The organism is Actinomadura fulvescens, assembly GCF_039533225.1.
In the GTDB taxonomy this organism is placed as follows: Bacteria; Actinomycetota; Actinomycetes; order Streptosporangiales; family Streptosporangiaceae; genus Spirillospora; species Spirillospora fulvescens.
Genome location: NZ_BAAATD010000003.1, coordinates 17,664 through 31,491 on the forward strand (window position 1 = coordinate 17,664; position 13,828 = coordinate 31,491).

Here is a 13,828-nt window from a genome sequence, read left to right on the forward strand (position 1 = left end):
CGAGGGGCGGGGACACGCGCCGCGCCCGGGTACCGTCGTCAGGATCGAAGGGGAGGTCCACGTGAGTGTTCAAGGGCCGGGGCGGTCAGGGGATTCCCCGGGTGAGGATCCCGGGCCCGCCGCACCCGACGGCGGAGTGTACGAGTGGTACACGCGTGGCCTCGAACTCCTCAAATCGGGCAGCCCGGCCGCCGCGGTCCAGCTGCTGACGCGCGCCGCCGAGGCTGAGCCGACCTCCCGCAGCATCCGGGAGGCGCTTGCCAGGGCCCAGTACGGTGCTCGGCTGTTCGAGGAGGCGGCGGCCAGCTTCCAATGGATCGTCGATTCTGATCCGGCCGAGGACTACGCGCTGTTCGGGCTGGGGTTGTCGCTGAGCCGGATGGGAGAGTTCGAGGCGGCGGTCGAGCATCTGGCTCTCGCGGTCGCGATGCGCCCCGACAACAAGGACTACGCCAAGGCACTGCGCCACGTCCGCGCTACCTTGGCCGCTCGCAAGTGAATCAAGGCACCAGTGGTGAGAGGGGCACGATGAAGGGCAGTGACCGCCCGCTGAGCGAGGCGTACGACGTCGCTCTGCTCGATCTCGATGGCGTCGTCTACGTGGGACACCATCCGGTGCCCGCCGCCGCCGAGTCACTCGCCAAGGCACGCGCGGCGGGTCAGCGGCTCGCGTTCGTCACCAACAACGCCTCCCGGACGCCCAGCGCGGTCGCGGCGCTCCTCACCCGGGTAGGGGTGCCCGCCACCGCCGAGGACGTCGTGACGTCGGCCCAGGCCGCCGCGCGTCTCCTGGCCGAACGCCTGCCCGCTGGGTCCAAGGTTCTGGTGGTGGGCGGAATGGGGTTGCGCCAGGCGCTCTACGCCCGTGGGCTACGGCCAGTCTCCACCGCGTCCGAACGCCCCGCCGCCGTCGTGCAGGGATACGACCCCAACCTCTCCTACGGACTGATCGCCGAAGGTGCCAAGGCCGTCGCCGAGGGTGCCCTTTTCCTGGGCTCGAACGGCGACTTCACCATCCCCGGCGGCGGCGGCCCGCCCAAGCCCGGCAACGGCTCGCTGCTCCAGGTGATCCGTACCGCCACCGGCGTCGAACCGATCGTCACGGGCAAGCCCGAACGGCCGCTCCACCACGAGTCCATCATCCGTACGGGAGCCCAGCGGCCCCTCGTCGTGGGCGACCGCCTGGACACCGACATCGAAGGCGCCCACAACGGGAACGCCGACAGCCTGCTCGTGTTCACCGGTGTCACGGACCCCTTGACCGCGCTCACCGCCGAGCCCCACCACCGCCCCACCTACCTGGCCCCCGACCTCACCGGACTGCTGGTTCCCCACCCCGACGTACGCACGGACGACGACGGCTACCACTGCGTCGGCTGGACGGCCCGCTGGGACGGCGACCACATCACACTCACCGGCGAGGGCGACCCGTACGACGGCCTACGCGCCCTAGCCGCCGCCGCATGGCGCACAGACGCCCCCGCCCCTCCCGAGTCAGTCACCCCCGCCCTAAAAACGCTGAACCTCAACCCCACTCCCTAACGAAACCCGACCCCCGTCCCAAGACCACGCCCCTCCACGCGAGCCAAGCCCGAGAACCCCGCCTCCGCCAGCGCCGCGCCGAAGTCGTACTGATGCCGGAGGCGATGGGTGTTGGCGGCGTCGGGGGACCCGACGTTGGGGTGGCCGAGATGGGCACCTGGGTGTCACTGATCGTTTCCTTTGGAATCATCCGGTGGACGTGCGTGTGCCAGACCGTGTGCCGCAGTAGACGGAAGGGACACTCGGATGAGCAATTGGCGTCGTATCGGTGCGGGGGCCATCGGCTGCGCGCTGGTGATGGGGATGGGGGCGGTCCAGCCCGCGTGGGCGGGAAGAGGCTTTGACCTGCAAGCCCATCGGGGCGGGCTCGGCCTGATGGTGGAGAGCACGCTCCCCACGTTCGCCAACGCGCTGCGGCTGGGCGTGAGCACGCTGGAACTGGACGTTCAGATCACCGAGGACGGGCAGGCGGTCGTCACCCATGACCGGCGGGTCAGTGCGAGGAAGTGCAAGGACACCGCTCCGGTCACGCCGGGGGATCCGGAGTTCCCCTACGTCGGCAAGTACATCAACACGCTGACGTTGAAGCAGGTGCGGACGATGGACTGCGGGTCGCAGACGTTGCCGGAGTATCCCGGTCAGCGGGCCGTCCCCGGGGCCAGGATGCCGCTGCTGCGTGAGGTGTTCGGGCTTGTGCACCGCTTCCGGGCGTACGGGGTCAAGCTGAACGTGGAGACCAAGGTCGAGGCGGGCGCGCCGAGCGAGACCGCGCCGCGGGAGCAGTTCGTGCGGGTGACGGCCAGGGAGGTGCGCCGGGCCGGTCTGCTCCGGCAGGTCACGATCCAGAGCTTCGACTGGGGCGCCCTCATGCGGATGCGTCAGGTCGAACGCCGGTTGCCGCTGGTGGCGTTGACGAACTTCGACTTCTTGCAGGTCGGGCAGCCCGGCAGATCACCGTGGCTCGGGGGTATCGACATCGATGACTTCGGCGGTGACCCGCTGAAGGCGATCAAGACCTTCGGTGCGGTGGCGTTCTCTCCGGTGCACGGCTTCCCGCAGAACGGCAAGATCACGGATCCCGGCTACCGGCCGTACGTCACCAAGGCCATGGTCGAGCGGGCACACCGGATGCGGATCAAGGTCGTCCCGTGGACGGTGAACGACACGGCGACCATGAGCAAGCTGATCGACGACGGGGTCGACGGGATCATCACCGATCATCCCGACCGGCTGCGCGCCCTGATGGCCGAGCGTGGGCTCAAGCTGCCGCGCCGCTATCACGCGCACTGATCCGACGCCGGAGAGCCCTGCCGCCCGAGGTGGCAGGGCTTTCGCGATCACAGCAGCCTGCGGAGGCGAAGCAGGTCGAAGATGCTCGCCTCGATCTTGAGGCGGCCGCTCGCCCAGGCCTTGGCCGGGTTGAGCTCGTCGTTCGCCAGCGCGACCAGGTCGTCGCTGTTCACGGTCAACCGGACCTGGGCGGCCTTGGGGTCCGGCGTGGACTCGAACGCGTCCAGCCCGCCCGCATGGATTCTGGTCACATAGGCCACGCCCAGGTCGGGGATCCGGCAGCTGATCGTCCGTTCGACGACATGTTCGGCCAGCTTGTCGGAATCCACCTCGGCGAGCCGGTCCGCCACCCGGATGAGGGCGGTGCGGCAGTCCTCCTCGTTCGCCATGGTCAGGCCGTTCCCCGTTCGGTCGCCAACGATGTCGTGATGGGACGGTAGCGTTCTGACTGAGCCCGAAGCGACCCGCGGCACGGGGTCGGGGGTCTTCTTGGAGGTAAACGTGATGTCTGGCGAGGCTTCGGGGGAGCACGAGGCCGGAGGTGCGCCGGCGGGGGAGGCGGCCCCTGGCGCGCCGCAGAGCGCCGGTGCCGGCCTGCCCGGGCTGGAGCCGCCAGGGAACGAATCCGTGGCGCCTGAGGGCACTGAGGAGGCTCCCGAGCCCGTCCAGAGTGGGGAACGGCCCTATGTGACGCCTCCCTTCCGGCCGGGGCCGCCGCCTGAGCCGACCGGCGACGCGAGGGTGGACGCTGCGCTCGCGCCCCTGGGCGAGCTGGGCGGTACGCAGGTGGCCGATCACGTCGAAGTCTTCGAGGAGATTCATCAGCGGCTCCAGGAACTGCTGCTGTCGGCTGACGAGGAGGAGGCCGTTCCCCGGCCGCCAGGTCTCCCCGGGCCTGGCAGTGTGCCGCCGGACGGCTTCGGGCGATGAGCCGACGACGGCTGGACGCCGAGCTGGTACGGCGCGGGCTGGCCCGGTCACGTGAACACGCCGGGCAGCTCATCGCCGACGGCCGGGTCAAGGTGGGCGGGCAGGCCGCGGCCAAGGCGGCCACGCAGGTCGAGACCGGTGCCGCGATCGTGGTGGAGACGGCCGACAGCGGGCCGGAGTACGTGTCGCGCGGCGGGCACAAGCTCGCCGGGGCGCTGGAGGCCTTCTCCGATCTCCGGGTCGAGGGGCGGGTCTGCCTCGACGCGGGTGCTTCCACCGGCGGCTTCACCGACGTGCTGCTGCGAGCCGGTGCCGCGCACGTGTACGCGGTGGACGTCGGATACGGGCAGATCGCCTGGTCGCTCCGTACCGACGAACGCGTCAGCGTGCTCGAACGGGTCAACATCCGTGACCTGACCCCCGAGCGGCTGGGGCGGCCCGACGCCGATCCGCCGGACCTCGTGGTCGGCGATCTGTCGTTCATCTCCCTCAAGCTCGTCCTCGGCCCGATCAAGGCGTGCGTGGCGCCCGGCACCGACTACGCGCTCATGGTCAAGCCGCAGTTCGAGGTCGGCAAGGACCGGGTCGGCGCGGGCGGTGTGGTCCGCGATCCGGAGCTGCGCGCCGAGGCGGTGCGGGACGTGGCCGGCCACGCGCGGACGCTCGGGCTCGGCGTGCGCGGCGTGACGGCCAGCCCGCTGCCCGGCCCGTCCGGCAACGTGGAGTACTTCCTGTGGCTGCGCGCGGGGGCGCCGCCGCTGGACGAGCCCGAGCTGAAGAAGGCCATCACGGAGGGGCCCCAGTGAGCACAAGGTCGGTGCTGGTCGTCGCCCACACCGGGCGGCGGGAGGCGGTGCGCAGCGCGCAACTGGTGATCGAGCGGCTCAGCGAGGCCGGCATCGGCGTCCGCGTGCTGGCCGGCGAGGCCGAAGACATCGGCTGCTCGGGCGTGGAGGTCATGCCGCCCTCCGCCGAGGCCGCGGCGGACGCCGAGGTGGTCATGGTGCTCGGCGGCGACGGCACGCTGCTGCGCGCCGCCGATCTCGCCAAGCCCGCGGGCACGCCGCTGCTCGGCGTCAACCTCGGCCATGTCGGGTTCCTCGCCGAGGCCGAACGCGAGGACCTCACCGCCACCGTCGAGGGCGTCGTCACCAGGCGCTACGACGTCGAGGAACGCATGACCATCGACGTCACGGTGCGCCGCAACGGCTCGATCGCGGGCACCACCTGGGCGCTCAACGAGGCCACCGTGGAGAAGGCCGAACGCGAGCGCATGCTGGAGGTCGTGGCGGAGATCGACGGGCGGCCGCTGTCCAACTGGGGCTGCGACGGCGTCGTGTGCGCCACGCCGACCGGGTCCACCGCCTACGCCTTCTCCGCCGGGGGCCCGATCGTCTGGCCTGAGGTCGAGGCGATGCTCGTCGTGCCGATCAGCGCGCACGCGCTGTTCGCCCGGCCGATGGTCGTGTCGCCGCGTTCGGTGGTGGCGATCGAGGTGCTGCCGGGCACACCGCGCGCCGTGCTGTGGTGCGACGGCCGCCGCACGCTCGACCTGCCGCCCGGCGCGCGCGTGGAGGTGCGCCGGGGCGCCGAGCCGGTACGGCTCGCCCGCCTGCATCTCACGCCGTTCACCGACCGCCTGGTCACCAAGTTCGGGCTGCCCGTCACCGGCTGGCGCGGCCGTTTCCGCCAGGCCGCGTCCGATGCCGCGTCCGAGGGTGTGGAACGTGCGGTCCCGCAGGCCGGAGCGGACGGCGCCCTTGGCGGCGCCGGGGCCGCGGCGCCTGTCCGTGACCAAACCCCTGCCGCGAGCGGGGAAGCCGGACCTGGACAAGAGCGATAATCTCACCAGCGGTACAGCGAGACAGCGAGGCGCGGAAACCGGGAACTGTTTGCGAGGGGTTGACGCAGGTGCGTCCGATGGTCGATGAGGTGCGGATCCAGGGCCTCGGCGTGATCGACGAGGCCGTGCTGGACCTCTCACCGGGGTTCAACGTCGTGACCGGCGAGACCGGCGCGGGCAAGACCATGGTGGTCACCAGCCTCGGGCTGATGTTCGGTGGCCGCGCCGATCCGCAGCGGGTGCGGCCGGGCGCGGAGCGCGCGACCGTCGAGGGACGGATCGTGGTCGATCCCGGCGGCCGGGTGCTCGACCGGGTCGAGGAGGCCGGCGGCGAACTCGACGAGGGCGCGCTCATCATCACCCGGTCGGTGTCCGCGGAGGGCCGTTCGCGCGCGTTCCTGGGCGGCCGGTCGGTGCCGGTCAGCCTGCTGATCAACCTCGCCGACGACCTCGTGGCCGTGCACGGCCAGTCCGACCAGCAGCGGCTGCTGCAGGCGGGCAGGCAGCGCGCCGCGCTCGACCGGTACGCCGGAGGTGCGCTCACCAAGCCGATGCGCGCCTACACCACCGCCTACCAGCGGCACCGGCAGGTGAGCGCGTTGCTGGAGGAGCTGACCACCCGGGCGCGCGAACGCGCGCAGGAGGCCGACATGCTGCGCTTCGGCCTGGAGGAGATCGAGAAGGTCGATCCAAAACCGGGTGAGGACGCCGAGCTGGCCGCCGAGGAAGAGCGGCTCGGGCACGCCGACGCCCTGCGCAGCGCCGCGACGACGTCGCACGAGGCGCTGCTCGGCGACCCTGCGGCGGCGATGGAGGCGGCGAACGTCGTGGGGCTGCTCGGCACGGCCCGCCACGCGCTCGACAACGTGCGCGACCACGACCCCGCCCTCGCCACGCTCGCCGACCGCCTGGCCGAGGCCGGATACCTGGTGTCCGACGTCGGCACGGAGCTGGCCGCGTACGCCGAGTCCGTCGAGGCCGACCCCGCGCGGCTCGCCGCCGTGCAGGAGCGCCGCGCGGAGCTGACCGGGCTCACCCGCAAGTACGGGCAGACCCTCGACGAGGTCCTCGAATGGGCGCGCCGGTCCGCGGCCCGGCTCATCGAGCTGGAGGGCGACGACGAGCGCATCGAGGCCCTCCAGGCCGAGGAGACCGAGCTCACCGAACGGCTCGCCGCCGAGGCCGCGGAGCTGACGGAGGTGCGCACGCGCGCCGCCGAGCGGTTCTCCGAGGCGGTCACCGAGGAGCTCACCGCGCTGGCGATGCCGCACGCGCGCGTGGTCGTCTCGGTCACCCAGATGCCGGAGTACGGGCCGCACGGCGCCGACGAGGTCGAGGTACGGCTCGCCCCGCACCCCGGCGCCCAGCCGCTGCCGCTGCACAAGGGCGCCTCCGGCGGTGAGCTGTCGCGCGTCATGCTGGCGATCGAGGTCGTGTTCGCCGGCGCCGACCCCGTGCCGACGTTCGTGTTCGACGAGGTGGACGCCGGTGTGGGAGGCAAGGCCGCGGTCGAGATCGGCCGGCGGCTGGCCCGGCTCGCCCGCAACGCCCAGGTGATCGTCGTCACCCACCTGCCCCAGGTCGCCGCGTTCGCCGACCAGCACCTGCTGGTCGAGAAGTCCGACGACGGCCTCGTGACCCGCAGCGGCGTCACCGCGCTCGACCGCGAGGGCAGGCTGCGCGAGCTGTCGCGCATGCTCGCCGGCCTGGAGGACTCCGAGCTCGGCCGGGCCCACGCGGAAGAACTGCTCCAGCTCGCCGCCGAGGAACACTGACCCAGGAACGACACCCGGACCGACGACCCGTACGGACGACCCGTACGGACGTGGCGTTGAGGAACACTCGGGCGGCGGTGCTCGTTGATGCGCAAGGGAACACCGGCACGACGATCCCGATCGCGAACGGTCCAAAGCCACAGAGAGCGCACGAACGAACACGCCCCGCCGCTCGTCGTTGCCGGTCTCGCCTCCCGCGCTCTGGCAGGATGTCATTCGATGAACGACCCGTCTCCCATCACCGAGCGCCGCGCGCTGATCTCGCCGCGGCTCCAGCGGCGCGTGCGCGCACTGGGCCGTGGCCGGGAGGACGGCCAGCACGGGATCACCGCCACCGCGCGCCTCGACCGGCGGACCAAGGACCTCACCAAGCGCCTGAACACCGGCGACATCGCCGTGATCGACCACGTCGACCTCGACCGGGTGAGCGCCGAGGCGCTGGTGTCGTGCCAGGTGGCCGCCGTGGTCAACGTCGCGCCGAGCATCTCCGGCCGCTATCCCAACCTGGGGCCCCAGATCCTGGTCGAGGCGGGCATCCCGCTGCTGGACGACGTCGGTCCTGAGATCTTCGCCAAGCTCAAGGAGGGCGACCTCGTCCGGATCGAGGACGAGGCCGTCTACCGCGGCGACGAGGTGGTCGCCAAGGGCACCGTGCAGACGCCCGAGACGGTCGAGGAGGCGCTGACCGAGGCCAAGGCGGGTCTGTCGCACCAGCTCGAGGCGTTCGTCGCCAACACGATGGAGTACGTCAAGCGCGAGCGCGACCTGCTCATCGACGGCGTCGGAGTGCCCGAGGTCGCCACCCGCATCGAGGGCCGGCACGTGCTCATCGTCGTGCGCGGTTACCACTACCGCGAGGACATCGCCGCCCTCCGCCCGTACATCCGCGAATACCGTCCGGTGCTCATCGGCGTGGACGGCGGCGCGGACGCGCTCATGGAGGCCGGCTACCGGCCCAACATGATCGTCGGCGACATGGACTCGGTCTCCGACGACGCGCTGACCTCGGGTGCCGAGATCGTCGTGCACGCCTACCGGGACGGCCGCGCGCCGGGGCTCAAGCGGGTGGAGGAGCTCGGCCAGAAGGCCGTGACCTTCCCCGCGACCGCGACGAGCGAGGACATCGCGATGCTGCTCGCCGACGACAAGGGCGCCACGCTCATCGTCGCGGTCGGGACGCACGCCAACATGGTCGAGTTCCTCGACAAGGGCCGCGCGGGCATGGCGAGCACGTTCCTCACCCGGCTGCGGGTGGGCAGCAAGCTCGTCGACGCCAAGGGTGTGAGCCGCCTCTACCGCAGCCGCATCTCCACCTGGTCGTTGTTGTTCCTGGTGCTCGGCGCGTTCATCGCCATGACCACCGCCGTGATCATGTCGCCGGCGGGGGACGTCCTGCTCCCGCTGCTGGCCGACCGCTGGCACGCCTTCCTCTTCTGGCTGACCGGACTCTTCACGTGATCGATTTCCGCTATCACCTCGTCTCCATCGTCGCGATCTTCCTCGCGCTGGCGCTCGGCATCATCCTCGGCTCGACGACGCTCTCGCAGTCGGTCGCCGACAGCCTGCGAAGCCAGGCCAACGATGCCAAGGAGCGCGGCGACCGGCTCCGCGCCGAGAACACGGAGCTGAGCGAGCAGCTCAAGGGCGGCCAGCAGTTCGCCCAGGTGCTCGGCCCGCAGACCGTCGCCGAGCGGCTCAAGGGCCAGTCGGTGGTCTTCGTCGAGACGCCCGGCGCGGCCAGCGACGCGCTGGAGCGGCTCAGCGAGCTCGCGCGGCAGGCGGGCGCCGCGGTGACCGGCCGGGTGACGATCCAGAAGAAGTTCCTCGACGACAACGAGAAGAACACGGTCGACGAGCTCGCCGGCCAGCTGACGCCCGAAGGGATGACCTTCCCGGGCGACGCCGACCCCTACGACAAGGCCGCCGCGGTCCTGGCCAGCGCGATCACCACCAGGGACGCGACTAAGGCGGGCCGGGAGGACACCTCCGGCGGTGCGATCCTCAGCGGCTTCAAGCAGCGGGGTTACGTGACGACCAGCGGGAAGCCGGGTCAGCATGCGACACTCGCCGTCGTGATGGCACCCTCCACCCCGTACACCGGCACCGGCGGGGAGAGCGACAACGAGGCGCTCCTCTCCCTCGCCACCGCGCTCGACGCCGCCGGCCGGGGGACCGCCCTCGGCGGCCCCAACACCGCGGCCCAGAAGAGCGGCGGGCTGATCGCCGCGCTGCGCGGCTCGGACGCCGAGAAGAACGTCTCCTCCGTCGACGTCGCCGACCAGCCCTCGGGCCAGGTCGTGATGATCCTGGCGCTCCAGCAGGAGCTGGCGGGCAAGGCCGGCCAGTTCGGCATCGGGCCCGACGCGGGCGGCTACCTGCCCTCGCCCGCGCCCGCCGCCGGGAAGAGCGGGTGACGGCGATGCGGCGAGTGCTCATCGGGACCGCCCTCGGCGCGGCCGCGGGCCGTGCGGCCTACGTCGCGCTGACGCGGCGTCCCCCCGGCGTGAACGGAGTGCCCGGCGACGAGGTGTGGGGCCGTACCAACCATCGCGGTGAGCCCGTCACCCTGCTGGAGGGTCCCGCGTTCGTCGCCGGAGCGGCGGCGGGCGGCCTGCTGACCCCCGGGCTCGGCGGGCGGATGCGCGCCGCCGTGTTGCTCGCGGGCGCCGGTTCGGGTCTGCTCGGCGGATATGACGACCTCGCGGGCACGACATCGTCGCGTGGCTTCAAGGGACATCTGGCCGCGCTCGCCCGCGGCGAGGTCACCAGCGGCGCGGTGAAGATCCTCGGCATCGGCGCCACCGGCCTGGCGGCCGCCGCGATCGCCGGATCCGGTGCGCCCGGCCGTCCGGGCCGCGCGTTCGACACCGTGGTGAACGGCGCGATCGTGGCGGGCGGCGCCAACCTCATGAACCTCTTCGACCTGCGTCCCGGCCGGGCGATCAAGGTCGGGCTGCTCACCGGCACGCCGCTGGCGCTGACCTCGTCCGGTGCCGCGGTGGTCGCCGCCCCGCTGGGCGCCGCCGCCGTGCTGCTCCCCGAGGACCTCGGCGAACGCGCGATGCTCGGCGACACCGGCTCCAACGCCCTGGGGGCGCTGCTCGGCCTCGCCGCCACCCGGCTGGGCCGCGGTCCTCGCCTGGCCGTGCTGGCGGGGCTCGTCGGCCTCAACGTCGCCAGCGAGTTCGTCAGCTTCACCAAGGTGATCAAGCAGACGCCGGTGCTGGACCGGCTCGACATGCTCGGCCGCCGGCCGGTCGAGCCGTCCCCCGCCCCGCCGCGGTCCGCCCCGCCCGCCGACGGCACCGCCGCCGCTTCCCACCCTGGGTCCGCCGCCGGGCCAGACGCGGCGTTCAGGCCCGACGCCGACGCCGACTCCGCTGCCCGGCGCGTCACCGACGCCGACTCCGCCGCCAGGCCCGCCTCCGACGCCGACTCCGCCAACGGACCGGCCCGGCTGCGGCTCGTCGAGCCCGCGGGCGACCCGCGGCCTGGCGACCCGCGTGCGGGAGACCCCACGGTCTGACGGTCGCCGTACCTTGTCCTCACGTCTGCGTCCCGTCAGCGGCGGCTTCGCCCGCGGCCTCACGCGCGGCCTCGCGGGGGCGGCCGTCCTCATCGGGATCATCACCGTCCTGTCCCGGCTGGCGGGCTTCGGCCGTACGTACGTCTTCTCGCAGACGGTCACGACGTCGTGCCTGAGCCAGGCGTACTTCACCGCGACGCAGTTCCCGAGCATCGTCTACGAGATCGTGGCGGGCGGCGCGCTGGCCAGCATGGTCGTTCCCGTGCTGGCGGGCCCGGCCGAACGCGGTGACCGCGAGACGGTGCGGCGGATCACCTCGGCGCTGCTGACGTGGATCGTCGTGCTCATGGTGCCGCTGTCGCTGCTGATGGCGCTGCTCGCGGGCCCGGTCATGCGGCTGATGGTCGGGGACGACCTGAGCGGCTGCTCCCGTTCGGGGATCGTCTCGACCGGCACCGACATGCTGGCGATCATGGCGCCGCAGATGGTGATGTACGGGCTGGCGGTGGTGCTGTACGGGCTCCTGCAATCGCATCGGCGGTTCGTGGCGCCCGCGCTCGCGCCGCTGATGTCCAGCCTCGTCGTCATCGGCGCCTACCTGCTGTTCGCGCCGCTCGGGCACGGCTACGAGAACGACCTGGAGCACCTGCCGCGCTCCGCCGAGCTGGTGCTGTCCATCGGCACCGCGATGGGCGGTGTCGCGATGGCGGTCACGGCGGGCGTCGCGGCGTGGCGGCTGCGCCTGGGGCTGCGGCCGACGCTGAGGTTTCCCGACGGAGTCGCGGGCCGGGTGCGGCGGCTGGCCGTCGCGGGGCTCGCCACCGTCGCGGCGCAGCAGCTCTCGGCCCTGCTGGTCGTCCGGCTGAGCTACGAGGGGACGATCGGCGCCCTCGCCAACTACCAGTACGCCTGGGCGGTCTATCTGCTGCCGTGGGCGATCCTGGCGGTGCCGATCGCGACCAGCGCGTTTCCGGCCTTGTCCGCCAGGGCGAGCGATGGGGACACCGGCCGCTTCGACCAGATCACGGCCGCGACCACCCGCGCCGTCATCCTGGTCTCGTGCGGGGGCGCCGCCGCGCTCGTCGCGGTGGCGCCGCCGGTCGCCGCGTTGTTCAACCCGGGTCAGCCGCTCCAGCAGGAGGTCCTCAGCCGGGCGGTGTACGCGTTCGCGCCGGGGCTCCTCGGCTACGGCCTGGTCGCCCATCTCGGCCGTGTGCTGTTCGCGTGCCACCGGGGCAGGATGGGCGCGATCGCCGTCGTCACGGGATGGCTGGTGGTGATGGCCGCCGATCTCGTGCTCGTCCTGTCCGTGGACGAGGAGTGGGTCGTCGCCGCGCTGGGCTTCGGCAACGCCGCCGGGATGACCGTGGCCGGGATACTGCTGCTGGGGACGCTCGTCCGGGCGAGGGGCCGGGCGGCGGTGCACGGTGTGCCCCGCGCGCTGGCCGCCGGGCTGGCCGGAGCCGGCGCGGGCGGTGCGGCGGGGTACGCCCTGGCCACGGTGCTCGGCACCGGAGGCCAGGTGGCGAACGCCGGGGTCGCGGCGCTGGCGGGCCTGGCCGCCGGTGTGGTGTTCCTGGTGGTCGCGTTCGTGATCGACGGCCGGGATCTGCGGGCCGTCCTGAGCCGGAGGGTGACGCGCGATGTCTGACCTGGAGCTGGGCGGCCTGCGGGTCGCGCTCGTACTGGGGACCAGCGCGGGCGGCGTGGGACGGCACGTGTCGTCCACGGCCGCCGGGCTGGTGGCGGCGGGCGCCCGCGTGCTGGTGTGCGGGCCGGCCGAGACCGAGGAGCTGTTCGGGTTCGGCGAGGCGGGCGCCCGGTTCGCCGAGGTCGATCTCGCCGATCGTCCGCGCCCGCTCAACGACGCCAGGGCGGTCCGGCGGCTGCGCACGCTGCTGCGTGACGCCGGCGTCGTCCACGCCCACGGGCTGCGCGCCGGGGCACTGGCGGTCGCCGCCCGCGCCAGGGTCGCGCCCGGCCCGCTGAGGTTCGCCAAGGGCGGCCCTCCACTGGTCGTGACCCTCCACAACGCGGTCATCGCCGGTGGCAGGACGGCCGCGATCTACGGCGCGCTCGAACGGGTCGTCGCGCGCGGCGCTGACATGGTGCTCGGCGTGTCCCCCGACCTCGAAGAGCGGATGCGGGCTCTCGGGGCGCGGTCGGTCGGGCACGCGCTCGTACCCGCTCCGGCGCCCCGGGCGCAGCCCGGACCCGCCGTACGGGCGGATGTACGGGCCGAGCTCGGCGTGGGGGAGCGGCCACTGATCCTCACGGTCGGACGGCTCGCGGACCAGAAGGGGCTGCCCACGCTGCTCGACGCCGCCGCGGGCTGGGGCCGCCGCACGCCCGCGCCGCTGGTCGCGATCGTCGGAGACGGCCCGCTCGAAGCCGAGCTCCGGGGGCGGATCGAGGCCGAGGACCTGCCGGTGCGGCTCCTCGGACGGCGATCCGACGTCCCGGGCCTGCTGGCCGCCTCCGACGTCGCGGTGGTGCCGAGCGTCTGGGAGGGCCAGCCCCTGATCGTTCAGGAGATCCTCCGGTCGGGGCGGCCGCTGGTCGCGACCCGGGTGGGCGGGATCCCGATGATGCTCGGAGCGGAGGGCCCGGGTCCGGGCTCGGGCGAGCCGCTGCTGCACGGGCCTGAGAGCGCCGCCGCGCTGCTGGTGCCGCCCGGGGACGCCACCGCGCTGGAACGGGCCGTCAGCCGCATCCTGGACGATCCGGCGCTGGCGGTACGGCTCGGCGCGGCGGCGGCCCAGCGGGCGACGGAGCTGCCGACCGAGGCCGACGCCGTCCAGCAGCTCGCCGGTCTCTACCTCGACCTCGGAGCGAAAGCCACTTAGACGCCCTCGGCGCGGGCGTTGTTCGCGGCCGACGGGACGAGTTTCCGGTTTTTAGGAAAAAGTTCCCGCCGCCGGG

General features: G+C 72.8%; 11 protein-coding genes and 2 pseudogenes. 12 read left to right on the forward strand and 1 reads right to left on the reverse strand.

Going from position 1 to position 13,828, the window contains the following annotated elements:
- The first annotated feature begins 136 nt into the window (after positions 1-136).
- From ABD333_RS12040 to ABD333_RS12050, 3 genes are all read left to right on the forward strand, one after another.
- Entirely contained in the window at positions 137-499 is a 363-nt protein-coding gene (locus tag ABD333_RS12040) for a tetratricopeptide repeat protein (protein WP_344540512.1), read from the forward strand.
- A gap of 29 nt (positions 500-528) precedes the next feature.
- Positions 529-1,542 carry an HAD-IIA family hydrolase gene (locus ABD333_RS12045; RefSeq protein WP_344540513.1) on the forward strand — a complete coding sequence of 338 codons (1,014 nt, stop codon included), beginning with the start codon at positions 529-531 and terminating at the stop codon, positions 1,540-1,542.
- Between the two features lie 246 nt (positions 1,543-1,788).
- Complete coding sequence (locus tag ABD333_RS12050) at positions 1,789-2,832, forward strand: glycerophosphodiester phosphodiesterase family protein (protein ID WP_344540514.1); 1,044 nt, start codon at positions 1,789-1,791, stop codon at positions 2,830-2,832.
- A gap of 47 nt (positions 2,833-2,879) precedes the next feature.
- Here ABD333_RS12050 and ABD333_RS12055 read toward each other — a convergent pair whose 3' ends face one another.
- Complete coding sequence (locus tag ABD333_RS12055; protein WP_344540515.1) at positions 2,880-3,221, reverse strand: SCP2 sterol-binding domain-containing protein; 342 nt, start codon at positions 3,219-3,221, stop codon at positions 2,880-2,882.
- Between the two features lie 115 nt (positions 3,222-3,336).
- Here ABD333_RS12055 and ABD333_RS12060 point away from each other — a divergent pair, with 115 nt between their 5' ends.
- From ABD333_RS12060 to ABD333_RS12100, 9 genes and pseudogenes are all read left to right on the forward strand, one after another.
- A complete protein-coding gene (locus ABD333_RS12060) occupies positions 3,337-3,762 on the forward strand; it encodes a hypothetical protein (protein ID WP_344540516.1) in 426 nt (141 codons plus the stop codon).
- A complete protein-coding gene (locus ABD333_RS12065) occupies positions 3,759-4,568 on the forward strand; it encodes a TlyA family RNA methyltransferase (protein WP_344540518.1) in 810 nt (269 codons plus the stop codon). The genes ABD333_RS12060 and ABD333_RS12065 overlap by 4 nt, the downstream gene beginning before the upstream one ends.
- Positions 4,565-5,452, forward strand: a pseudogene (locus tag ABD333_RS12070) (NAD kinase); the annotation flags it as partial. The gene ABD333_RS12065 and the pseudogene ABD333_RS12070, both read left to right, overlap by 4 nt.
- Before the next feature lie 230 nt (positions 5,453-5,682).
- On the forward strand, positions 5,683-7,380 hold the full coding sequence (gene recN, locus ABD333_RS12075) for a DNA repair protein RecN (protein ID WP_344540520.1): 1,698 nt from the start codon (positions 5,683-5,685) through the stop codon (positions 7,378-7,380).
- A gap of 219 nt (positions 7,381-7,599) precedes the next feature.
- On the forward strand, positions 7,600-8,838 hold the full coding sequence (gene steA / locus ABD333_RS12080) for a putative cytokinetic ring protein SteA (RefSeq protein WP_344540522.1): 1,239 nt from the start codon (positions 7,600-7,602) through the stop codon (positions 8,836-8,838).
- A complete protein-coding gene (locus tag ABD333_RS12085) occupies positions 8,835-9,794 on the forward strand; it encodes a copper transporter (protein ID WP_344540523.1) in 960 nt (319 codons plus the stop codon). The genes steA and ABD333_RS12085 overlap by 4 nt, the downstream gene beginning before the upstream one ends.
- Positions 9,795-9,799: 5 nt before the next feature.
- Positions 9,800-10,657, forward strand: a pseudogene (locus tag ABD333_RS12090) (hypothetical protein); the annotation flags it as partial.
- A gap of 262 nt (positions 10,658-10,919) precedes the next feature.
- On the forward strand, positions 10,920-12,557 hold the full coding sequence (gene murJ / locus ABD333_RS12095; RefSeq protein WP_344540525.1) for a murein biosynthesis integral membrane protein MurJ: 1,638 nt from the start codon (positions 10,920-10,922) through the stop codon (positions 12,555-12,557).
- Entirely contained in the window at positions 12,550-13,752 is a 1,203-nt protein-coding gene (locus ABD333_RS12100; protein ID WP_344540527.1) for a glycosyltransferase family 4 protein, read from the forward strand. The genes murJ and ABD333_RS12100 overlap by 8 nt, the downstream gene beginning before the upstream one ends.
- Positions 13,753-13,828: the final 76 nt, after the last annotated feature.